Below are 22,054 nucleotides of genomic sequence, written 5' to 3'. Positions count from 1 at the left end.
CCATACGCATTCCCGGTACGGACCGCCCTCCCAACCGGGAGAGCGGTCCGCCAGCACATCATGTTCTCATGTCGGGATCAGTTGTGCGAACGCGAATAGTAGGATTGCAGGGGGCGTACTTCAAGACCACGGCTGCCAGCAGCGGCAATCGCCTTCGCCGCCTCGACGCTGGCGGGCGCCGTGGTGAAGTAGGGAATCTTCTGTCCCAGCGCCGCCTGACGGATCGGCTTGGAGTCCTTCAGGCTCTGCCACCCTTCGGTCGTGTTGAAGATCAGGGTGATGCCGCCGTCCTTGATCCGGTCCACGATATGCGGCCGTCCCTGCGCCACCTTGTTGATCTTCTCGACCGTGACCCCTGCGCGGTCGAGATAATCGGCGGTGCCGCCGGTCGCGACGATCGCGAAGCCCGCCTCCGCCAGCATCCGGGCGGCGGGAACGATCTGTTCCTTGTCGCCGTCCTTCAGGCTGATGAAGACCGCGCCGCTGGTCGGCAGGACGGTGCCCGCCCCCAGCTGCGACTTGGCGAAGGCCGTGGTGAAGTCGGGGTCGATGCCCATGACCTCGCCGGTCGACTTCATTTCGGGCGACAGCACCGGATCGACGCCGGGGAAGCGCGCGAAGGGGAAGACCGCTTCCTTGACCGCATAATAATCGATGTGGCGATCGATCTGCGGCAGGTCGGCCAGCTTCTCGCCCGCCATGACGCGTGCGGCGATCTTGGCGATGGGGGTGCCGATCGCCTTGGCGACGAAGGGCACGGTGCGGCTGGCGCGCGGGTTGACCTCGATCAGATAGACCTGGCCGTCCTTGACCGCGAACTGGATGTTCATCAGGCCGCGTACGTTCAGGCCGCGCGCGAGCGCCTCGGCCTGACGCTCGATCTCGGCGATGATCTCGGCCGACAGGCTGTAGGGCGGCAGCGAGCAGGCCGAGTCGCCCGAATGGACGCCCGCTTCCTCGATATGCTGGAGCACGCCCGCCACGACGACCTGGTCGCCGTCGCAGATCGCATCCACGTCCACCTCGATCGCATCGCGCAGATACTGGTCGATCAGGACCGGTGCATCACCCGACACCTGCACCGCCGTCTGGATATAATCCTCCAGCTGCTGCGGCCCGTCGACAATCTCCATGGCGCGGCCGCCCAGCACGAAGCTGGGGCGCATCAGCACCGGGTAGCCGACCCGCTCGGCGACGATCAGCGCTTCCTCACGGCTGCGCGCGATGCCGTTCTTGGGCTGGAGCAGCTTCAGCTTGTCGACCAGCGCCGCGAACTGCTCGCGGTCCTCGGCCAGGTCGATCGCGTCGGGGCTGGTGCCCAGGATCGGGATACCGGCCGATTCCAGCGCGCGGGCGAGGTTCAGCGGGGTCTGACCGCCGAACTGCACGATCACGCCGACCAGTTCGCCCTTCGACTTCTCGACGTCGAGAATGGCGAGGACGTCCTCGGCGGTCAGCGGCTCGAAATAGAGCCGGTCCGAGGTGTCATAGTCGGTGCTGACCGTTTCCGGGTTGCAGTTGACCATGATCGTCTCATAGCCCGCATCCGCCAGCGCGAAGCAGGCGTGGCAGCAGCAATAGTCGAACTCGATGCCCTGCCCGATCCGGTTCGGACCGCCGCCCAGGATCACGATCTTCTTGCGGTCGCTCGGCACCGCCTCGTCCTCGGGCTCGCCGAAGGTCGGGGCTTCATAGGTCGAGTACATATACGGCGTCTTGGCGTCGAACTCGGCCGCGCAGGTGTCGATCCGCTTGAAGACGGGCCGGACGCCCAGCTTCTGGCGATGCTCTCGCACCTCCTGCTCGGTCACGCCGCCGGTCATCATCTTGACGACCTCATGGATGAGGCCCGAGCCGCGCGCGATGCCGCGATCCATGCCGCGCAAATTAGCCGACTGCAGTGCCAGATAAGCCAGCCGCTTGTCGGAGAAGCCCATCGCCTTCAGGCGGCGCATTCCTGCCGCATCCTGTGGAAGGCCGTTCTGCATCACCTCGGCTTCGGCCGCGACGATCTCGGCGATCCGCTCCAGGAACCAGGGATCGTACTTGGCGATCGCATGGACCTCGGCGACGGTGAAGCCTTCGCGCAGCGCCTGGGCCGCGACCAGCAGCCGGTCCGGGGTCGCCTTGGCGAGCGCCGCCTCGATCTCGGCACGCGGCGCGCCGACGAGGTGTTCGACGTCATTGAAGCCGCTCAGGCCGGTCTCGAGCCCACGCAGCGCCTTCTGCATCGATTCATGGATGTTGCGGCCGATCGCCATCACCTCGCCGACCGACTTCATCGCGGTGGAGAGGACGGGCTCCGAGCCCTTGAACTTCTCGAAGGCGAAGCGCGGGATCTTGGTGACGACATAGTCGATCGTCGGTTCGAACGAAGCCGGGGTCGCGCCGGTGATGTCGTTCTCGATCTCGTCCAGCGTATAGCCGACCGCGAGCTTGGCCGCGACCTTGGCGATCGGGAAGCCGGTCGCCTTCGACGCCAGCGCCGAGGAGCGCGACACGCGCGGGTTCATCTCGATGACGATCAGGCGGCCGTCCTTCGGATTGACCGCGAACTGCACGTTCGAGCCGCCCGTCTCCACGCCGATCTCACGCAGCACCGCCAGGCTGGCGTTGCGCATGATCTGATATTCCTTGTCGGTCAGGGTCAGCGCGGGCGCGACGGTGATCGAGTCGCCGGTATGGACGCCCATCGGATCGATATTCTCGATCGAGCAGATGATGATGGAATTGTCGTTGCGATCGCGCACGACCTCCATCTCATATTCCTTCCAACCGAGGAGCGATTCCTCGATCAGCACCTCGGTCGTCGGCGAGGCGTCGAGCCCGGCGCGGACGATCGCGATGAACTCCTCGCGGTTATACGCGACGCCGCCGCCGGTGCCGCCCAGCGTGAAGCTGGGGCGGATGATCGCGGGCAGGCCGACCTTCTCCAGCCCCGCCAGCGCCTCCGCCTCGGTATGGGCGATTGCCGAGCGGGCCGATTCCAGCCCGATCTTGTCCATCGCCTGACGGAATTTCTGCCGGTCCTCGGCCTTGTCGATCGCCTCGGCATCGGCGCCGATCATCTGGACGCCGAACTTTTCCAGCGTGCCGTCATGGAACAGCGCCAGCGCGGTGTTCAGCGCAGTCTGGCCGCCCATGGTCGGCAGGACCGCGTCGGGGCGCTCCTTCTCGATGATCTTGGCGACGACCGCGGGCGTGATCGGCTCGACATAGGTCGCGTCGGCCAGCTCGGGATCGGTCATGATCGTCGCCGGGTTCGAATTGACCAGGACGATGCGATAGCCCTCTTCCTTCAAGGCCTTGATCGCCTGCGTGCCCGAATAGTCGAACTCGCACGCCTGACCGATGACGATCGGGCCAGCGCCGATGACGAGGATGGAGGAGATGTCGGTGCGTTTTGGCATTACTTTTCTTCCGAAGCTTGTGCGTTGCCGATGAAGCCGATCTTGTTCATCGGCACGACTGCGCTGACTTTTTTGAGCACGCACTCAATCTTGGCGAAATCGGCATTGGGGCTTCCCCGAAACACGACTTCACGGCCTTTCAGCACCAGCCAGCTACGCGGCGCGTGGCACGCGTCGGCCATGGCGTTCAGGTCAGCCTGACTCACCTGACGCTGGGGCCGGGTCGGTTGCGCCGCGACCTGCAAGGCAAGTGCGAGCAACAGGCTCATTTCCGAAGCGCCCCCACGAACCGCTCGAACAGATAGAAGCTGTCCTGCGGCCCCGGCGAGGCTTCGGGGTGGTACTGGACCGAGAAGGCCGGGCGGTCGGTCAGTTCCAGGCCCGCATTCGACCCGTCGAACAGCGACACATGCGTTTCGCGCGCATTCGCAGGGAGCGTCTCGCGCTCGACCGCGAAGCCGTGGTTCATGCTGGTGATCTCGACCAGACCGTCGGACAGGCGCTTGACCGGGTGGTTCGCGCCGCGATGGCCCTGGTGCATCTTGGTGGTCTTGGCGCCGACCGCCAGGCCCAGAAGCTGGTGGCCCAGGCAAATGCCGAACAGCGGCTTGCCCGTGTCGAGCAGCTGGCGGATCACCGGCACGGTATATTCGCCCGTTGCCGCCGGATCGCCGGGGCCGTTGGACAGGAAGATGCCGTCCGGGTTCAGCGCCATCACGTCTTCATAAGAGGCCGTGGCGGGGACCACCGACACCTTCGCTCCGGCCTGAACCAGATTGCGGAAGATGTTGTGCTTGCTGCCATAATCGATCGCGACGACGTGCGGGCGATCTTCGCCCTCCGCGCCTGCATAGCCGAAGCCCAGCCGCCACAACCCGCCCTCGCGGGTCTCGCCCCAGCCATAATGCAACTCGGTCGACACGTCCTTGGCGAGGTCCATGCCCTCCAGCCCCGGCCAGGCCTTCGCCTTTTCGAGCAGCGCGGCGATGTCGAACTCGCCCGAAGCCGAATGCGCAATCACGCCGTTGGGCGCGCCGCCAGCACGGATGCGGCGGGTCAGCGCGCGGGTGTCGATGCCCGCCAGGCCGATGCGGTTGTGCCGCGCCATCCATCCGGCGAGGTTCTCCATCGCGCGGAAGTTGGACGGGGCGGTCGGGTCCTCGCGGACGATCATGCCCAGCGCGTGCGGCGCGTCCGCCTCGATATCGTCGGGGTTCGCGCCGACGTTGCCGATATGCGGGAAGGTGAAGGTGATGATCTGCCCGGCGAAGGACGGATCGGTCATGATCTCCTGATAGCCGGTCATCGCGGTGTGGAAGCACACCTCGCCGACGGCATCACCCTCGACGCCGAAACCGCGCCCCCATAACACGTCTCCGTTCGCCAGAACGAGAACGCCCGTGGCGCCTTCAGGCTTTTCGGGCATGGCGAATGGCTTGGCGTCGGCCATGATCGGCGGGCACTCCTGCTAAAATGTCTGCAATGTCGCTAAGTGGCGTCCGCTAGACCCCGATGGACCATCCGTCAACCGGTTCACGGAATTGGTTCCATCGGCTATCGTCCCCGCCTTTCAGACAAGACGGAAAAAACATGATTCGCGACGACATCAAGGCCGCGCAGGTGGCCGCCATGAAAGCGGGCGACAAGGAAAGCCGCGCGGCGATCAGCCTGATTCAGGCCGCCATCAAGAACCGCGACATCGAACTCCGCACCGGCAAAGCGCCCGCCGATGACGACATGGTCGTGATCGAAGTGCTGCAGAAGATGGTCAAGCAGCGGCGCGAATCGATCGCCATGTACGAACAGGGCGGTCGCCAGGAACTGGCCGATCAGGAAAAGGCCGAGGTCGCGGTGATCGAGCGCTTCCTGCCGCAGACGCTGACCGAGGACGAAACCAAGGCCGCGATCGAGGCGATCAAGGCGGAGATCGGCGCGTCGGGCATGAAGGACATGGGCCGGGTGATGGCCGAGCTGAAGGCGCGGCACGCCGCGGTGCTCGACATGAGCAAGGCGAGCGGGCTGGTGAAGGCGGCGCTGGCTTAACTATGGTCGGGGAGCAGGCGAGCCACGCCGCTCCCCGCCCCATTTTCCTTGCCAAAACGGCCCCTTCGCGATAGGGTTTATAATCGCGAGGACGCCATGAGCCTGACCCCGCAATTCCTTGACGAGCTTCGTGCTCGGACCAGTCTGTCGGCACTGATCGGCAAGACGGTGAAGCTGCAAAAGGCAGGCCGCGAATATAAGGGCTGCTGCCCTTTCCATAACGAAAAGACGCCCAGCTTCTACGTCAACGACGACAAGGGCTTTTACCATTGTTTCGGCTGCTCGGCGCATGGCGATGCCATTCGCTGGATGACCGACCAGCGCGGCCTGCCCTTTATCGATGCGGTCAAGGAACTGGCGCAGGCGGCCGGGCTCGAAGTCCCCGCACAGGACCGCCGCGCCGCGCAAAAGGCGGAGCGGGCCAAAGGGCTGCACGATGCGATGGCAGACGCCGCCGCCTGGTTCTCCGAACAGCTGGGCGGCCTGTCGGGCGGTGACGCTCGGGAACTGCTGACCCGCCGCCGGGTCACGCCGGACACTGCCCGCGCCTTCGGGCTGGGATTCGCGCCAGACAGCCGGGGCAAACTCAAGGCCGCGCTCAAGGATTATGGCGACCCCGCGCTGATCGAGTGCGGTTTGCTGATCAAGGTTGACGGCAAGGACCCGTACGACCGCTTCCGCGGCCGGTTGATGATCCCGATCCGCGACGCGCGCGGACGGGTGATCGCGTTCGGCGGCCGGATCATCGGCGAGGGCGAGCCGAAATATCTGAACTCCCCCGATACCCCGCTCTTCGATAAGGGGCGCACGCTCTACAATCTCGACCGCGCCGCGCCTGCGGTGCGCAAATCCGGCCGGGTGCTGGTGGTCGAGGGCTATATGGACGTGATCGCCCTCGCCCAGGCCGGGATCGAGGAAGCGGTCGCGCCGCTGGGCACCGCGCTGACCGAGCATCAGATCGAACGGCTGTGGCGGATGGTCGATGTGCCCACGCTCTGCTTCGACGGCGATGCGGCCGGACAGAAGGCCGCGATCCGCGCCGCCCACCGCGCGCTACCGCTGCTCCAGCCGGGCAAGAGCCTGTCCTTCGTCACCCTGCCGCAAGGCCAGGATCCCGACGACCTCGTCCAGGAAAAGGGCGCGGCGGGCTTCGAGGCGGTGCTCACCCGCGCCATGCCGCTCAGCGATCTGCTCTGGCAGTCGGAGATCGCGCAGGCGCAGACCGACACGCCCGAAGGACGCGCGGCACTGAAGCAGCGGCTGGAGGAACTGGCGCAGCAGATCCCGCACAAGGATCTGGCCTACGAATATAAGCGCGCCATGATGTCGCGCTATTTCGACATCTTCGGCATCCGACGCGTCAATGCTGCGGCACTTCATGACGCGGTTTCGCAAGCCAATCGGCATGCCGGACGCGGCGTTGAATACGCCTTAATTCGCGCAATGCTCCTAGGGCTCATGCGTTATCCGCAGGTTCTCTATCGTTACATGGACGAAATCAGCCGACTTGATTTAAAAGATCGCTATTTAAAGAATTGGCAGAACCACCTTCTTGATATCGCGATTGAAAATCCAACTTGGTCAACTCAAGAATCGGCCTTAGTCGAAAGTTGGATTGAGCAAATTTTGGCTCAATCAGACGTCAACCCGATCGACGCGCGCGACTATACCCGCGACCTCGCCTTCAGCTTCTTCAGCAAGATGTCCGACCCCGCCATCGCCGTGCGCGATCTGGAAAAGGTCATCGAGGTGATGCTGGAGGAAAGCGAGACGCGCGCCAATCGCGAGCGCGCGGTCGAGGCGTTCCAGTCGGACATGACCGAGGATCGCTTCGCCGAACAGACGCGGTGCCACGCCGCGCATGCGCAGTCGCTCGACCAGCTCTATAGCTGGCTGGAGAATGTGCGCGACCTGGCGGACAGGCAAGCCGGGGAGGCCGCTTGATACAGGCAACCCCGCGCCCCATATCCGGGGCATATTGGGCGGATTGCGCCCACACTGGAAAATTACGCATGGCCCCCTCACCCGCTTGCCAAACCGGCGGCGTGCGTGAAAGAGGCCGGGCATTGAGACCCGAGGGCATTTGATGGCGAAGGCGAATATGGCGGCGGATACGACCGATACCACGGAAACGGGCGATGCGCCGCTGATCGACCTGAACGAGGCGTCGATCAAGAAGCTGATCGCGCGCGCCAAGAAGCGCGGCTACATCACGTACGACCAGCTCAACGAAGCGCTGCCGCAGGACCAGATGTCCTCGGATCAGCTTGAAGATATCATGGCCGCCCTCAACGAGATGGGCGTCAATATCGTCGAGAATGAGGAACAGGGCGAGGACGGCGAGACCGAGGAAGAGGCCGACGACGCCGATACCACGGATGGCGACGCCGATTCCGGTCCTCAGCCCGAGGCGAAGAAGAAGGAAACCGTCGATCGTACCGACGATCCGGTCCGCATGTACCTGCGCGAGATGGGCGCGGTGGAACTGCTGTCGCGCGAGGGCGAGATTGCCATCGCCAAGCGGATCGAGGCGGGTCGCGACACGATGATCCTGGGGCTGTGCGAAAGCCCGATCACCTTCAACGCGATCATCGACTGGTCGACCGCGCTGAACGAAGGCACGATGCAGCTTCGCGAGATCCTGGATCTCGACGCCATGCTGTCCAAGGACGCCGGCCCGGAAAATCTGGGCGAGGAGGACGAGGACGACAATGGCGAGATCAGCGCCAAGAACGCCGGTCCGCAGTTCAAGGAAGAAGAAGAGCCCGAGGAACCCTCGGTCGACGACGAGGATGGTGAGGGCGGCGAACGCCGTGGGCCCCGCGCCGAGGACGAGGAAGAGGATAACACCCTCAGCCTCGCCCAGATGGAGGAGACGCTCAAGCCGCAGGCGCTGGAGAAGTTTGCCAACATCACGAACATCTACAAGAAGTTCTCGAAGGTTCAGCAGCAGCGTCTGGAATCCATGGCGCTGGGCGGCGAATTGTCGGCGGCGGACGAGCGCAAATATCACAAGCTGCGCGAGGAGCTGACGGCCGAGGTCGAGAGCGTCCAGTTCCACAACGCCAAGATCGAATTCCTGGTCGACCAGCTCTACGCCTTCAACCGCCGCCTGACCGCGCTGGGCGGCCAGATGCTGCGCCTGGCCGAGCGGCACAAGGTCAACCGCAAGGACTTCCTCGACCGCTATCTGGGTCACGAGCTGGACGAGAACTGGCTCGACACGGTGCGCGGGCTCGACAAGAAGTGGGGCAATTTCGCGTCCAACGAGGCCGCCACCGTCGACCGCATCCGCAGCGAGATCGCCGAGATTTCGCAGCAGACCGGCATGGCGCTGACCGAATTCCGCCGCATCGTGAACATGGTGCAGAAGGGTGAGCGCGAGGCCCGCATCGCCAAGAAGGAAATGGTCGAGGCCAATCTGCGCCTCGTCATCTCGATCGCCAAGAAATACACCAATCGCGGCCTGCAATTCCTGGACCTGATCCAGGAGGGCAATATCGGCCTGATGAAGGCGGTCGATAAGTTCGAATATCGCCGCGGCTATAAGTTCAGCACCTATGCGACGTGGTGGATCCGGCAGGCGATCACCCGCTCGATCGCCGACCAGGCGCGGACCATCCGCATCCCGGTCCACATGATCGAGACGATCAACAAGCTGGTCCGCACCAGCCGCCAGTTCCTGCACGAGCAGGGCCGCGAGCCGACCCCGGAGGAGATGGCCGAGCGCCTCTCCATGCCGCTGGAGAAGGTGCGCAAGGTGATGAAGATCGCCAAGGAGCCGATCTCGCTCGAAACGCCGATCGGCGACGAGGAGGATTCGCATCTGGGCGACTTCATCGAGGACAAGAATGCGGTCATCCCGGTGGATGCGGCGATCCAGGCGAACCTGAAGGAAACGGTCACCCGCGTCCTGGCCAGCCTGACCCCGCGCGAGGAGCGCGTGCTGCGCATGCGCTTCGGCATCGGCATGAACACCGACCACACGCTGGAAGAGGTCGGCCAGCAATTCTCGGTGACGCGCGAGCGTATCCGCCAGATTGAGGCCAAGGCGCTTCGCAAGCTGAAGCATCCCAGCCGCAGCCGCAAGATGCGCAGCTTCCTGGATCAGTAAAGCCAGGCACGATGATGAGGCAAAGGGTCGCCGGTCGAAGGATCGGCGGCCCTTTTCGTATCGGCATCCGTAGCGCTGCCCCGGTCGCCGCATTCACGGTCGGGCCTCCCCCTCCACAAGCCGGGCGGAAAACGGTAAGCCGCCCACCATGAAGTATGCGTTGCCCCTCCTTGCGCTGCTGGTCGCCGCAGCCCCTGCCAACAATAATGTCCCCCGCCCCGGCTATGTCCGGGTCCAGTTGAATACCTCGGAAGGGCCGATCGTGATCGCGCTCGATACGCGCCATGCGCCCGCGACCAGTGCCAATTTCCTGGCCTATGTCGATGATGGCCGGTTCGACGGCACCAGCTTCTACCGGGCGGCCCGCGACAAGCGGAATCCGCGGCAAGGCTTCGTCCAGGGCGGCATCCGCACCGACGCGCGGCGCATCCTGCCGCCCTTCCCCCTGGAGACGACGGCGCAGACGGGGATCAAGCATCTCGACGCCACCATTTCGATGGCGCGGGGCCAGTCGCCCAAATCGGCCGGCGGCAATTTCTTCATCACCGTCGGCCCGACGCCGGGCATGGATGCCCGGCCGGGCTATCAGGGCTATGCCGCGTTCGGGCGGGTCGTTGCGGGCATGGATACGGTGAAGAAGATCCTCGCCAAGCCCTCGGGCGGCGGCATGGACGCGATGAAGGGGCAGATGATCCTGCAACCGGTCCGGCTGATCACCGCCAAGCGTCTGGACGGCAAGCCTCGGCCCACGGGCGAACCGAAGATGTGGCTGTACAATTTCGGGGGATAACGCCCCCTCCCCTCCGTTCGGCCTGGGCGAAGGCGAAGGGATACCCTCGCCCCATGATGTGGCGAGCGTTGAAGCGTGGCCTTCGACTTCGCTCAGGCCGAACGGGAGACAATATTTTGTCTCGCTGAGCGGTGGTTCGGAGCAAAGAAAAAGGGCGGCGACACCGATCGGTGCCACCGCCCCTTCCCTGTCGAACCGCTGGAGCGATCCGCCGCGCCGATTACTCGGCGGCCGCGGTGCCCTTGGCCGGACGCGTGTCGCGACGCTCGGCGATACGCGCCGACTTGCCGGTGCGGCCACGCAGATAATAGAGCTTCGCGCGACGCACGGCGCCCTTGCGAACGACCTCGATCGAGTCGACGTTCGGCGAGTAGAGCGGGAAGACGCGCTCCACACCCTCACCGAAGGAGATCTTGCGGACGGTGAACGACGAGCCCATGCCCTTGTTCGCGCGGGCGATGCAGACGCCCTCATAGAACTGGACGCGGGTGCGCTCGCCTTCGACGACCTTCACACCGACCTTCAGCGTGTCGCCGGGGCGGAATTCGGGGATCTTCTTCGTCTCGTTGAACTTGGCGATCTGCTCAGCTTCGATTTGCTGGATCACGTTCATGACACTATTCCTCAATCGTCGCCGCGCGCCAGAGGGCGACCGACCCGAACGCCCTCATGACGTTCCCAAAGGTCCGGCCGCCTTGACCGTGTATCCTCGCAAGCCCTGGCATGACGCCATTTTGCGATTTTCGCATGATCCCCCGATCGCAGCACTTCAGGGATCGTGCGCCCTTCCCACTCAGCAGGACGGGTATATTGCGGATATTCGAGGAGGCCGCTTTCGAAGCTTTCCTCGACTCCACTGGAAGCCGCGCCCATTACGCCGGGAAGCAGCCGAACGCAAGCGTCGAGCAGCACCAGCGCCCCCATCTCACCGCCCGACAGGATATAGTCGCCGATCGACACTTGTTCGATGCCGCGCGCCTCGAACAAGCGTTCGTCGAACCCCTCGAACCGGCCGCACAGCACGGTGACGCCCGGCCCCTCCGCCAGCTCGCGCACGCGCGGCTGGGTCAGCGGGCGCCCGCGCGGCGTCATCGCCAGCACGGGCCGGTCGTCCGCCACCGAGTCCACCGCCGCCGCCAGCACATCGGCGCGCAGCACCATGCCCGCGCCGCCGCCAGCGGGCGTATCGTCGACCGAGCGATGCTTGTCGGTGGCGAAGTCGCGGATCTGCACCGTCTCCAGCGCCCAGCGATCCTCGCGCAGCGCCCGCCCCGCCAGCGAAGCCCCGAGCGGTCCCGGAAACATCTCCGGATAGAGTGTCAATATCGTTGCGCGAAAGGTCACAGCGTCCAGTTCTCGATGGTCAGGCCGGGGATGTCGGCGAAGGCGGCCTCGTTGTTGGTCACCAGCGTCAGCCCGGTTGCCAGGGCGTGTGCGCCGATCAATCGATCGAACCGCCCCCGGCGGAATGGAATCGTCGCATAGGCAGATGCGGCACGCCGGTCGAACGGCAATATCGGCACGCGCTCGAAAAAGCGATCAAATGCCGCAATTGCCTCCGCACCATGACGCTCCAGCCCGCGCATGATCTCGGCATAAGTGATCGCCGATGCGACGGCACTGCCCGGCTCGCAGGTCGCCAGATGCTGGGCGGCCCTCCCCTCTGCATCGCGCAGAACATAGATGCAGATATTGGAGTCGAGCAGATAGCGCGGCTCAATCACGACCGAGCAGCTTTCCGTCCCAATCCAGCTCGCGCGGTTCCATTTCGAAATCCTCGCGCGTCAACGGCTCCAGCCACGGCATCGACCCGGCGATACCCGTCAGGTCGATCGTCTTTCGCGGCGCCTGAACGGGCTCGAACACATAGCGCCCCTGCTCTTCGCGGAGGATCATCTCGGTGCCCTCGGTAAGACCCAGCGCGGCGGGGAGGCGCAGCGCGAGCGAGTTGCCCGAGCGGAAGACCTTGGCCTGAAAGTCCTTACCCATAAAATCTCCGTATATACACCATGTATATACATCGAACCGCCCTGTCGGGCAAGGAACGTTGCGCAGGCTCGCGCTTTGCCTTCGCCATGGACGATTGCATCATCATCGGCGCAGGCCCGGCCGGACTGACGGCGGCGATCTATCTCGCCCGTTACCATCTCAAAATCCGGATGTTCGACAGCGGATCGAGCCGCGCGGCGATGATTCCCTGCACGCATAATCATGCCGGCTATCCCGAGGGGATCAGCGGAAAGGCGCTGCTGGCCCGAATGCACGAGCAGGCCAGGCGCTATGGCGCGCATTGCATTCCGCAACGCGTAACCGGCCTCCATCCCGAGGATGGGCATTTCCGCATCACCACCGCGCAGGGCGACCATCTCACCCGGACGGTGCTGCTGGCGACGGGTGTCGTCAACCACCGGCCCAAGCATCTGCTGCCCGAAGTCCATGATCCGGCGCTCCAGCGGGGTCTGCTGCGCTACTGCCCGGTGTGCGACGGCTATGAAGTGACCGACAAGCGTGTCGGTGTCATCGGCACCAGCGACCATGGCATGCGCGAGGCGCTGTTCCTGCGCGGCTTCACCCGCGACGTGACGTTGATCGCGCCGGATGCGGCACATGACCTCGATCCCCGCTGCGCCGCGGCGCTGGACGAAGCCGGTATCGCGCGCGTGGACGGACCCTGTGGCGGCTGGGCGATCGAGGGGGATTGTCTCGCGCTGGACACTGCGAACGGGCGGATGCGCTTCGACAGCGTCTATCCGGCGATGGGATCGCGCATCCGATCGGAACTGGCGGTATCGGCGGGGGCCAAGGCCGACCCGAGCGGTTGCCTGGAGGTGGACGACCATCAGCGCACGTCGATCCCCGGCCTGTTTGCGGCGGGGGATGTGGTGAAGGGGCTGGATCAGATCAGCCACGCGATGGGCGAGGCCGGGGTCGCCGCGACGACGATCCGTAACCTGCTCAATGAGCAGACGCCGATCAGGCGATGAAAGCGCGATCCACGATCAGGCGGTCCTGATTCCATTCGGGCACCGCCTCCGCCTTCATCGGCACCATGAAGCGGCGGCCATCGGGACGTTCGATTTCCAGCACGTCACCCGCGCCGAAATTCTCGATCAGCACGACCTGGCCCAGTGGCTCGCCATCGCTGGCGATCGCGGGAAGCCCGATGATGTCGGCATGATAATATTCCCCCTCTTCGAGCGGGGGGAGCGCCGAGCGTGGCACGGTCAATTCCGTACCGCGCAGCGCTTCGGCGGCATTGCGGTCGGTCACTTCGACCAGACGCGCGATGACGCCGTTCGAGCCTTCCCGCACCGATTTCAGGGTCAACGCCCCGTCATTGAAGGCGGAATAGCCCGACAGGTCTTCGGCGAAGACCTTGAGCCGAACCTCGCCCCCAATGCCATGCGCGCCGACGATCACCGCCAGCGTGACGCGGGGTTCACCCGGCTGGCGAGTCGGAGTCGCCATCGGGGGTGTCATCGCCGCCTTCGACGGGTTCTGGGGCGGAGACGCCTTGGTTGGTCGCGTCGTCATTATCGTCGGGTGCGGTCCGGGGATCGGGTTCGGTCGGCGGGGTCATGCGCTATTCTCCTGAAGCCAAGGGCTTCGGATAACGCATGGCCCCGCATTCCGATGCCTGGGACGGATCCGGTCGTGACCGACCGGTGCCCGTCCAGGATCAGAGGCGATCAGGCCTCGGCGGTTTCGGCCGGAGCGTTGGCGGCTTCCTCGGCGGCCTTCAGCTTCTCGGCACGCTCCTCGGCGCGCTCCTTGGCCTTGTCGCCCGGCTCGGCCTTCTTCGGGTTGTTGCGAGCAGCGCGCTCACGGACACCGGCGGCGTCCAGGAAGCGGGCGACGCGGTCGGTCGGCTGCGCGCCATTGGCCAGCCAGTGCTTGGCGCGCTCGGTGTCGAGCTGCACGCGCTGGTCGTTGTCCTTGGCGAGCAGCGGGTTGTAGTTGCCGATCTTCTCGATGAACTTGCCGTCGCGCGGCGCACGGGCGTCGGCCACCACGATGCGGTAGTAAGGGCGCTTCTTGGAGCCACCACGCGACAGACGAATGCTGAGAGCCATATTTCAGTCCTTGGAGTAAAAGTTCAAAATTACCGGCGTTCCGTCCGGCGCGGGGGTTATTTCTTCTTGAGAAGGTTCTCGAAGCCGGGGGGCAGCTTGGGCATCCCATCGGGCAGCTTGCCGCCGCCCAGACCACCCAGGCCGCCGCCGGGCAGGCCGTTGCTGCCCGCCTTATTGAGCATTTCGCCCATCTGCGGACCGCCCAGCGCATTGCCCAGACCGCCAAGGCCGCCCTTGCCGAGCATCGACATCATGCCCTTGATGCCGCCCATCTTCTTGATCTTCTTCATCGCCGTGGACATTTCCTGATGCATTTTCAGGAGCTTGTTCACGTCCTGCACCGTGGTGCCGGAACCCTTGGCGATGCGGATCTTGCGCTTGGCGTTGATCAGCTCGGGCTTGCCGCGCTCCTTGGGCGTCATCGAGGTGATGATCGCATCCATGCGGAGCAAGATCTTGTCGCCACCCGCATCGGCCAGCGCGTTCTGCGCCTTCTTCATGCCCGGCATCATGCCCGCCAGCGCGCCAAGTCCGCCCATGCGGCGCATCTGCTGAAGCTGGCCACGCAGGTCGTCCATGTCGAACTGACCCTTGGCCATCTTCTTGGCCATGCGCTCGGCGTCTTCCTGCTGGATCGACTCGGCGGCGCGCTCGACCAGCGACACGACGTCGCCCATGCCGAGGATGCGACCCGCGACCCGTTCAGGGTGGAAGGCTTCCAGCGCATCCATCTTTTCGCCGACGCCGGCGAACTTGATGGGCTTGCCCGTGACCGCCCGCATCGACAGCGCCGCACCACCGCGCGCATCGCCGTCCATACGGGTCAGCACCACGCCGGTCAGCGGCACCTGCTCCGAGAAGCTGGTCGCGACGTTTACCGCGTCCTGACCGGTCAGCGAGTCGACGACGAGCAGGATTTCCTGAGGCTGGGCGATCTCCGCCACCGCCTTCATCTCGTCCATCAGCGCCTGGTCGACGTGCAGACGACCGGCGGTGTCGAGCATCAGGACATCATAGCCCTGGAGCTTGGCTGCCTGCAGCGCGCGGCGGGCGATCTCGACGGGCTGCTGCCCGCTAATGATCGGCAGGGTCGACACCTCGACCTGCGTACCCAGCGTCGCCAACTGCTCCTGCGCGGCCGGGCGATTGACGTCGAGCGACGCCATCAGCACCTTCTTGCGCTCGCGACCCATCGCCCCGCTCGACAGCCGCTTGGCGATCTTCGCGGTGGTGGTGGTCTTACCCGAACCCTGAAGGCCGACCATCATCACGACGGCGGGCGGTGTCACGTCGAGCAGAAGCTCGCTGGCATCCGCGCCCAGCATCGCGACCAGCGCGTCATGGACGATCTTGACGACCTGCTGGCCCGGCGTGATCGAACGCAGGACGTTCTGGCCGACCGCCTGTTCGGTGACCTTGTCGACGAAGTCGCGCGCGACGGGCAGCGCGACGTCCGCCTCCAGCAGCGCGACGCGGACTTCGCGCATCGCGGTACGGACATCCGCCTCGGTCAGCGCACCACGGCCGCGGAGGCGGTCGAAAACGCCGCCAAGCCGATCGCTCAAGCTGTCGAACATCGCCTCACCTCAACAAAACCGGCCCGAAAGCCAACCCGATCCGTCCAAACACAAAAGCGCCGGCGGGCGAAACCTCGCCGGCCAGCGTGCACCCTTGGGCGCTTCACTTTCACATTCCGAAACGGAACTTGGTGTGGCTCTTATGGGAAAATGCCGTCCGGCGCAAGTCGGCCCAATTCGGGACGGCCGGCACCGGCGGGTCAGCGCATCGACGGGGCGGTCAGGCGCGGCGTTAATGGGTTGTACATAACTTACATGCGACCCATTTTCACATGTCCGGGTCGCACAGGAACGATGCCCACACCAATGTCCCCGCGCGCCTCGTCAGCGTGGCGGTGGGGGTCGGCACTCTTCTGCTCGCCGTCGCTATCCTTCTGATCGAGCTGGGATACGATCAGCCTGCCAAATTGCTGCTCTTTGCGACCGCGACGGCGTCCACCGTCGTTTACTGGCGCCTGCCCGCGCTTCACGCGCAAAAAAGGGCCGCCCCCGACCAGCGCGATCCTCTGACCGGACTGGCGAACCGGCGCTTCTTCCATGACAGCGGCCAGGTGATGGTGGAGGCGATGCGGCGCCGCAAACGCGGGGTCGCCCTGCTGCTGCTCGACATCGACCGGTTTCGTGCCTTTGCCGGGTCGCATGGGCATGAGGCCGGGGACAGCCTGCTGCAGCATGTCGCCAAGACGATCCGCGCGGAGGCCCCGTCCGAAGCAATCGTCGCGCGGTTCGAAAGCGACTGTTTCGGCTGCCTCGTCTCCTATGATCCGCGCGCGCGCGACCGGATCGACCGTCTGGCCGATCGTCTTGCCATCCGGCTGGGTCAGCCCATCCGCCTCGCCGATCAGGATTTCGCTCCCCGCACCGCCATCGCGATGGCCGCGGTCGAGGGTGGCACAGCGACGATCGACCAATTGATCCGCCAAGCCGATCTGGCACTGATCACCGCCAAGACGCGCGGCGACGGCAAGCCTTTATGGTTCGCCCCCGCGATGGAAGACGCCATGGCGGAGCGCAACCTGATCGTCACCGACCTTCGCACTGCGCTGGCCGATGGGCATATCCGCCCGCGTTTCCAGCCGCAGGTCGATCTGGGCACCGGTCGCCTGACCGGCTTCGAAGTATCGGGGCATTGGGAGCATCCCATGCTGGGCGCAATCACCGCCGATCGCTTCCTGCCGGTGGCGGAGGCATGCGGCCTGTCGGGTGAAGTCTCGCTCAGCCTGATGCGACAGGCGATGGCCGGTGCGCGCGACTGGGACCCGTCGATCACCCTGTCCGTGCCGATGGTCGCGTCGCAGTTCCAGGACGCCTGGCTGGCGCAGAAGATCATCAAGACGCTGACCGAGTGCGGTTTCCCGGCGCATCGGTTGGAAATCGAGATCACCGAGAACACGCTGTTCGCCAATCTGGCGTTGGCGCAATCGATCGTGATCAGCCTGAAGAATCAGGGGATCGCGCTGGCCCTGGACCATTTCGGCAGCGGCCATTCCAGCCTGGCGCATCTGCGCGTGCTGCCCTTCGACCGGGTACGGATCGACCCGGATTTCATCCGCAACATGACCGCCGATCCCGATTGCGGCGCGATCGTTTCCGCCATCATCCAGTTGGGCGACAATCTGCATTTGCCCATCGCCGCCAAGGGTCTTCGCGATGCCGAGACCGAGGCACGGCTGCGCGAGATGGGATGCTCGCATGGCCAGGGGCCGCTCTACGGCCCGCTGCTCGATCTGGCGCAGGTGCGTCAACTGCTGGCGGAAAAGCGGTTGCTGGCGGGCGTGGCCGCCGCGCCGATCACCAGCCCGCGTCTGGCCGGCTGAGATATATCCGCTCCTCCTCGGTAGAGGTACGGCCCAGCGCTTCGTTGCGGCTGGGAAAGCGGCCATATTGCCGGATCACTTCGCAATGATCGCGCGCGAAGGCAAGATTGTCGTCCAGGCCCATTTCGGCGAACTTCGCGACGCTCAAATCCTGCATGGCGCGGGATTCGGCGTGCATCAGCGGCATATAGACGAAGATCCGTCGCTCGGGCGGATAACGATCCTCCCATCCCGCATCGATCGCCGACAGGCAAAGATCGAGCGCCAGCGGATCGGCGGCATAGGCCTGCGCCGATCCCCGATGCAGATTGCGCGAAAACTGGTCGAGCAACAGGATCGCCGCCAGCAGCGTGTGGGGATCGTCGCGCCATCCGGCCGCATCCGTCGCCAGCACCTGATCGCGCAGACGACCGAACCGCTCCGCGATCACCCGGTCGAGCGCATCGTCCTTGGCAAAATGCTTTTCGGGTGGCAGCGCGAACCAGAAGTCGACTATGTCCCGCGCCTCCGCGTGGACACGTCGTTCATCCATCCCTAGATCAGCAATCATGTCGTCCCCCTCAGGGCCCGAGATCATCAGTCTGGGCTGTCGCCTCAACATCGCCGAAAGCGAAACGATCCGCGCGCTGGCCGCGGGGCGCGAGGACATGGTCGTCGTCAATAGCTGCGCCGTCACCAATGAGGCGGTGAAGCAGAGCCGCGCCGCGATCCGACGCGCGGCCAAGGCCCGGCCCGACGCCGAGATCGTCGTGACCGGATGCGCGGCCCAGATCGACCCCGCCAGCTTCGCCGCCATGCCAGAGGTCGCGCGCGTGCTGGGCAATGCCGACAAGCTGCGCCCCGAAAGCTGGGCCTCGGCCCAACCGATGCTGGTCACCGACCTGTCCCGGGTGGTGGAGACGGCGCCGCATCTGGCCGCCGCCTTTGCCGGGCATGCCCGCGCGTTCGTGGAAGTCCAGAATGGCTGCGACCATAGTTGCACCTTCTGCATCATCCCGACCGGGCGCGGCCCCAGCCGCTCGGTCCCCGCCGGGTTGGTGATCGAGCGTATTGCGCGCGCAGTCGAGCTGGGTCACCAGGAGGTCGTGCTGACCGGGGTAGACCTGACCAGCTATGGCCATGACCTGCCTGGGGCACCCAGCCTCGGCCAGTTGGTCGAGCGAATTCTGACGCACGTCCCTACCCTGCCCCGCCTTCGCCTGTCCTCGCTCGATTCGATCGAGATCGACGATAGGCTGTTCGAGCTGGTGACGGGCGAGCCGCGGGTGATGCCGCATCTCCATCTCTCGCTCCAGGCGGGCAATGACCTGATCCTCAAGCGGATGAAGCGCCGCCACAGCCGCGCGCAATCGGTCGCGATCGTCGAGCGACTGCTGACCGCGCGGCCGGACATCGCGATCGGTGCCGACCTGATCGCGGGCTTCCCAACCGAAGACGAAGCGATGGCGGCGGATACGCTGGCGCTGATCGACGATGCGCAGATCGTGCACGCCCATATCTTCCCCTATTCGGCGCGCGACGGCACCCCTGCCGCACGAATGCCGCAGGTGCCACACCCGCTGCGTCGCGAACGCGCGGCACGATTGCGCGAGGCAGCCGCCCGTCGCCGTCGCCACTGGCTGGCGGCGCAGGTCGGTCAAACCCGTGACGTTCTGGTCGAGCGGCCGGGCACGCGCGGCCACGCCCCCGACTTCGCCGACATTCATTTTTCCCCCGCCACCGAACCGGGCAGCATCGCCCGCGTTCGGGTCATGGCGGCGACCGAAACCCATCTGATCGGACAATTGGCATGAGTTCTTCCCCCTCCTGGCACGAAAAGCTGCTCGGCGGTTTCCGTCGCACATCGGACCGGCTGGTCGGCAATCTCGCCGGGCTCGGCACCGCACGGCTCGACGAGGAGACGCTGGACGAGATCGAGGAAGCGCTGATCGCCTCTGACCTGGGCCCCGAAACGGCCGGGCATATCCGTACCCGCCTGTCCGAAGGCAGCTTCGAGCGGAACATGGAAGACCTGGGCATTCGTCTGGTCGTCGCCGAGGAGGTGGAGAAGGCGCTTGCCAAGGTCGCCACGCCCTTAGAGATCGACGCCTTTCCCCGGCCGCAGGTGATCCTGGTCATCGGCGTCAACGGGTCGGGCAAGACCACGACGATCGCCAAGCTCGCGCATCTGTTCATAGAGCAGGATTACGGCGTGATGCTGGCCGCGGGCGACACCTTCCGCGCCGCCGCCATCGGCCAGCTCGCCACCTGGGCCGAGCGGGTCGGCGTGCCGATCGTGTCGGGCAAGGAAGGCGGCGACGCGGCGGGCATCGTCTATGAGGCGGTGAAGCAGGCGACCGCGACTGGCATCGACGTGCTGATCGTCGACACCGCCGGGCGCCTCCAGAACAAGCGCGAACTGATGGACGAGCTGTCCAAGATCCGCCGCGTGCTGGGCCGCCTGAACCCCGAGGCGCCGCATGACATCCTGCTGGTGCTCGACGCGACCACCGGCCAGAATGCGCTCAACCAGATCGAGGTGTTCAAGGACGTGGCGGGCGTCACCGGGCTGGTCATGACCAAGCTTGACGGCACCGCGCGCGGCGGCGTGCTGGTCGCGGCGGCGGAGAAATACGGCCTGCCCATCCATGCCATCGGCGTCGGCGAAGGCATGACCGACCTGCGTCCGTTCGACGCCAACGAAGTCAGCCGGATCATCGCCGGGATCGAGGGAGGCCGGAAGTGAGCGCGCCCGAGAAGGAAGCGAGTGCCGGTTTGAAGGCCGGGATCGAATATGGTCCGCTGATCCTGTTCTTCGCGGTCAACTTCCTGGCGCCGCTGGGGCCATTGACCCGCGTACTGGTCGCGACGGGCGTGTTCATGGCGGCGACCGTGGTGTCGATGATCGTCAGCAAGATGAAGCTGGGCCGCATCTCGCCGATGCTGTGGATGTCGGGAGCGCTGGTCGTCGTGTTCGGCGGGCTGACCCTGTATTTCCACGACGAGCGCTTCATCAAGATGAAGCCGACCATCGTCTATGCGATGTTCTCCGCGATCCTGTTCTTCGGGCTGGTGACCGGGCGGCCGTTGATCCAGATGGTGCTGGGCAGCGTCTATTCGGGTCTGACCCCCGAGGGATGGCAAAAGCTTACGCGCAATTGGGCGATCTTCTTCGCCTTCATGGCAGTGCTGAACGAAGCGGTCTGGCGCAATTCGACCTGGGATTTCTGGGTCGGGTTCAAGCTGTGGGGCGCGATGCCGCTGACGCTGGGCTTTGCGGTCGCGAATATCCCGATGCTATTGAAGCATGGGTTGAATACCGAAGAAGCGAAGGTCGAAGAACCGCCGGTGGAATGACGATCCTCCCCACTCCCGGCACGACACCGGCGAAGGCCGGGGCCCAGTTGCGGTGAGGTGGGAGGCGCGGTCAGACTTCGCGTGGGAAGCAATGGCGGCCGGTGGCATTTGCCTCCCCCTCGCCGCTCCAGCATAGCCTCGACTTGGTGGAGACTGGGCCCCGGCCTTTGCCGGGGTGGGGCACATTTTCAGCGTACAGGAATCAGAAAGGGCGGCCCCTCGCGGAGCCGCCCTTTCCCTTATCCGAACCGGATAGCCGCGAAATTACGCGACCGCCGCCTCGTACCGGCGACCGGCCTCGTCCCAGTTCACCACGTCCCACCAGGCCTTCAGATAGCCCGGACGGTCGTTCATGTAGGTCAGGTAATAGGCGTGCTCCCACACGTCGTTACCCAGGATCGGCGTGCCCTTGTCGGTGACGACGTCCATCAGGGGGTTGTCCTGGTTGGGGGTCGAAGTGACCTTCAGCTTGCCCTCGGCATCCGCGATCACCCAGGCCCAGCCCGAACCGAACTGGCCCGCGCCCTTGGTGTTGAACTCTTCCTTCAGCTTGTCGAGACCGCCGAACGCCTCGATCGCCTCGGCGAGCTTGCCAGAGGGCTGGGTCGTGCCGGGCTTGGTCATGATCTTCCAGAAGAAGTCATGGTTCCAGAAACCGCCGCCATTGTTGCGGACGACCGCCGGGGCGGACGAGATGGTGGCGAGGATGTCCTCGATCGACTTGCCCTGAAGCGACGAGTCCGCCTCGACCGCCTCGTTCAGCTTATTGGTATAGGCGGCGTGATGCTTGTCGTGGTGGAACGTCATCGTCTCCTTGGAGATGACCGGCTCCAGCGCGTCATAGTCGTACGGAAGGGGCGGCAGTTCGAAAGCCATCGTAAATGCTCCTTTGGG

Annotated in this window: 21 protein-coding genes and 1 pseudogene; 9 read left to right on the top strand and 13 right to left on the bottom strand. The window is 65.1% G+C overall.

Going from position 1 to position 22,054, the window contains the following annotated elements; all coding sequences use genetic code 11:
* Positions 1–77 precede the first annotated feature (77 nt).
* Genes carB through carA form a run of 3 tightly spaced genes read right to left on the bottom strand, consistent with a single transcriptional unit; the run spans position 78 to position 4,860 of the window.
* On the bottom strand, positions 78–3,410 hold the full coding sequence (carB, locus tag ACWPWT_RS11145; protein ID WP_454279673.1) for a carbamoyl-phosphate synthase large subunit: 3,333 nt from the start codon (positions 3,408–3,410) through the stop codon (positions 78–80).
* Complete coding sequence (locus ACWPWT_RS11140; protein WP_454279672.1) at positions 3,410–3,679, bottom strand: hypothetical protein; 270 nt, start codon at positions 3,677–3,679, stop codon at positions 3,410–3,412. Before ACWPWT_RS11140 ends, carB begins: the two co-directional genes overlap by 1 nt.
* Complete coding sequence (carA, locus tag ACWPWT_RS11135) at positions 3,676–4,860, bottom strand: glutamine-hydrolyzing carbamoyl-phosphate synthase small subunit (RefSeq protein ID WP_454279671.1); 1,185 nt, start codon at positions 4,858–4,860, stop codon at positions 3,676–3,678. The genes ACWPWT_RS11140 and carA overlap by 4 nt, the downstream gene beginning before the upstream one ends.
* Positions 4,861–5,000: 140 nt before the next feature.
* Between carA and ACWPWT_RS11130 the strand changes: the two genes are divergently transcribed.
* The 4 genes from ACWPWT_RS11130 to ACWPWT_RS11115 all read left to right on the top strand — a co-directional run bounded on the left by ACWPWT_RS11130 (position 5,001) and on the right by ACWPWT_RS11115 (position 10,357).
* Positions 5,001–5,453 carry a GatB/YqeY domain-containing protein gene (locus ACWPWT_RS11130; RefSeq protein WP_454279670.1) on the top strand — a complete coding sequence of 151 codons (453 nt, stop codon included), beginning with the start codon at positions 5,001–5,003 and terminating at the stop codon, positions 5,451–5,453.
* 96 nt (positions 5,454–5,549) lie between these two features.
* Positions 5,550–7,397, top strand: a complete 1,848-nt coding sequence (gene dnaG, locus ACWPWT_RS11125; protein ID WP_454279669.1) for a DNA primase — start codon at positions 5,550–5,552, stop codon at positions 7,395–7,397.
* 142 nt (positions 7,398–7,539) lie between these two features.
* Positions 7,540–9,567, top strand: a complete 2,028-nt coding sequence (rpoD, locus tag ACWPWT_RS11120) for an RNA polymerase sigma factor RpoD (protein WP_454279668.1) — start codon at positions 7,540–7,542, stop codon at positions 9,565–9,567.
* Between the two features lie 148 nt (positions 9,568–9,715).
* Positions 9,716–10,357, top strand: coding sequence for a peptidylprolyl isomerase (locus tag ACWPWT_RS11115; RefSeq protein ID WP_454279667.1), 642 nt, complete (start codon positions 9,716–9,718; stop codon positions 10,355–10,357).
* Between the two features lie 220 nt (positions 10,358–10,577).
* Here the strand turns inward: ACWPWT_RS11115 and rplS are convergent, their stop codons facing one another.
* The 4 genes and pseudogenes from rplS to ACWPWT_RS11095 form a co-directional block, all read right to left on the bottom strand.
* A complete protein-coding gene (rplS, locus tag ACWPWT_RS11110; protein ID WP_230481476.1) occupies positions 10,578–10,970 on the bottom strand; it encodes a 50S ribosomal protein L19 in 393 nt (130 codons plus the stop codon).
* A gap of 15 nt (positions 10,971–10,985) precedes the next feature.
* Positions 10,986–11,701: pseudogene (gene trmD / locus ACWPWT_RS11105) on the bottom strand (tRNA (guanosine(37)-N1)-methyltransferase TrmD); the annotation flags it as partial.
* Positions 11,698–12,081: a PIN domain-containing protein gene (locus tag ACWPWT_RS11100; protein WP_454279666.1), complete on the bottom strand. Its 384-nt coding sequence runs from the start codon at positions 12,079–12,081 to the stop codon at positions 11,698–11,700. The pseudogene trmD and the gene ACWPWT_RS11100, both read right to left, overlap by 4 nt.
* Positions 12,074–12,346: an AbrB/MazE/SpoVT family DNA-binding domain-containing protein gene (locus ACWPWT_RS11095; protein ID WP_454279665.1), complete on the bottom strand. Its 273-nt coding sequence runs from the start codon at positions 12,344–12,346 to the stop codon at positions 12,074–12,076. Before ACWPWT_RS11095 ends, ACWPWT_RS11100 begins: the two co-directional genes overlap by 8 nt.
* An 86-nt stretch (positions 12,347–12,432) precedes the next feature.
* On the opposite strand from ACWPWT_RS11095, the gene ACWPWT_RS11090 reads away from it, so the two are divergent.
* A complete protein-coding gene (locus tag ACWPWT_RS11090; RefSeq protein ID WP_454279921.1) occupies positions 12,433–13,341 on the top strand; it encodes an NAD(P)/FAD-dependent oxidoreductase in 909 nt (302 codons plus the stop codon).
* Here ACWPWT_RS11090 and rimM read toward each other — a convergent pair.
* The 4 genes from rimM to ffh all read right to left on the bottom strand — a co-directional run bounded on the left by rimM (position 13,331) and on the right by ffh (position 16,007).
* Positions 13,331–13,825 (bottom strand): ribosome maturation factor RimM, encoded by a 495-nt coding sequence (rimM, locus tag ACWPWT_RS11085; protein WP_454279664.1) that lies wholly within the window; start codon positions 13,823–13,825, stop codon positions 13,331–13,333. The two genes, ACWPWT_RS11090 and rimM, sit on opposite strands and share 11 nt — an antisense overlap.
* On the bottom strand, positions 13,797–13,937 hold the full coding sequence (locus ACWPWT_RS11080; protein WP_261270894.1) for a hypothetical protein: 141 nt from the start codon (positions 13,935–13,937) through the stop codon (positions 13,797–13,799). Before ACWPWT_RS11080 ends, rimM begins: the two co-directional genes overlap by 29 nt.
* A 109-nt stretch (positions 13,938–14,046) precedes the next feature.
* A complete protein-coding gene (gene rpsP, locus ACWPWT_RS11075; RefSeq protein ID WP_261270893.1) occupies positions 14,047–14,430 on the bottom strand; it encodes a 30S ribosomal protein S16 in 384 nt (127 codons plus the stop codon).
* A gap of 56 nt (positions 14,431–14,486) precedes the next feature.
* On the bottom strand, positions 14,487–16,007 hold the full coding sequence (ffh, locus tag ACWPWT_RS11070; protein ID WP_261270892.1) for a signal recognition particle protein: 1,521 nt from the start codon (positions 16,005–16,007) through the stop codon (positions 14,487–14,489).
* A gap of 272 nt (positions 16,008–16,279) precedes the next feature.
* On the opposite strand from ffh, the gene ACWPWT_RS11065 reads away from it, so the two are divergent.
* Entirely contained in the window at positions 16,280–17,824 is a 1,545-nt protein-coding gene (locus ACWPWT_RS11065; protein ID WP_454279663.1) for a putative bifunctional diguanylate cyclase/phosphodiesterase, read from the top strand.
* Here ACWPWT_RS11065 and ACWPWT_RS11060 read toward each other — a convergent pair.
* Positions 17,799–18,374 carry a DUF924 family protein gene (locus ACWPWT_RS11060; protein ID WP_454279662.1) on the bottom strand — a complete coding sequence of 192 codons (576 nt, stop codon included), beginning with the start codon at positions 18,372–18,374 and terminating at the stop codon, positions 17,799–17,801. The genes ACWPWT_RS11065 and ACWPWT_RS11060 overlap by 26 nt on opposite strands.
* Here ACWPWT_RS11060 and mtaB point away from each other — a divergent pair.
* Genes mtaB through ACWPWT_RS11045 form a run of 3 tightly spaced genes read left to right on the top strand, consistent with a single transcriptional unit; the run spans position 18,373 to position 21,160 of the window.
* The gene (gene mtaB, locus ACWPWT_RS11055; protein WP_454279661.1) at positions 18,373–19,617 is read left to right on the top strand and encodes a tRNA (N(6)-L-threonylcarbamoyladenosine(37)-C(2))-methylthiotransferase MtaB; all 1,245 of its coding nucleotides are present in this window, start codon (positions 18,373–18,375) and stop codon (positions 19,615–19,617) included. The two genes, ACWPWT_RS11060 and mtaB, sit on opposite strands and share 2 nt — an antisense overlap.
* On the top strand, positions 19,614–20,549 hold the full coding sequence (ftsY, locus tag ACWPWT_RS11050; protein WP_454279660.1) for a signal recognition particle-docking protein FtsY: 936 nt from the start codon (positions 19,614–19,616) through the stop codon (positions 20,547–20,549). Before mtaB ends, ftsY begins: the two co-directional genes overlap by 4 nt.
* Positions 20,546–21,160 carry a septation protein A gene (locus ACWPWT_RS11045; RefSeq protein WP_454279659.1) on the top strand — a complete coding sequence of 205 codons (615 nt, stop codon included), beginning with the start codon at positions 20,546–20,548 and terminating at the stop codon, positions 21,158–21,160. The genes ftsY and ACWPWT_RS11045 overlap by 4 nt, the downstream gene beginning before the upstream one ends.
* Before the next feature lie 264 nt (positions 21,161–21,424).
* Here ACWPWT_RS11045 and ACWPWT_RS11040 read toward each other — a convergent pair whose 3' ends face one another.
* Positions 21,425–22,036: a superoxide dismutase gene (locus ACWPWT_RS11040; protein WP_261270886.1), complete on the bottom strand. Its 612-nt coding sequence runs from the start codon at positions 22,034–22,036 to the stop codon at positions 21,425–21,427.
* Positions 22,037–22,054 lie beyond the last annotated feature (18 nt).

Source organism: Sphingomonas sp. Marseille-Q8236, assembly GCF_965112005.1.
This window is presented reverse-complemented; position numbering and strand designations above follow the sequence as displayed.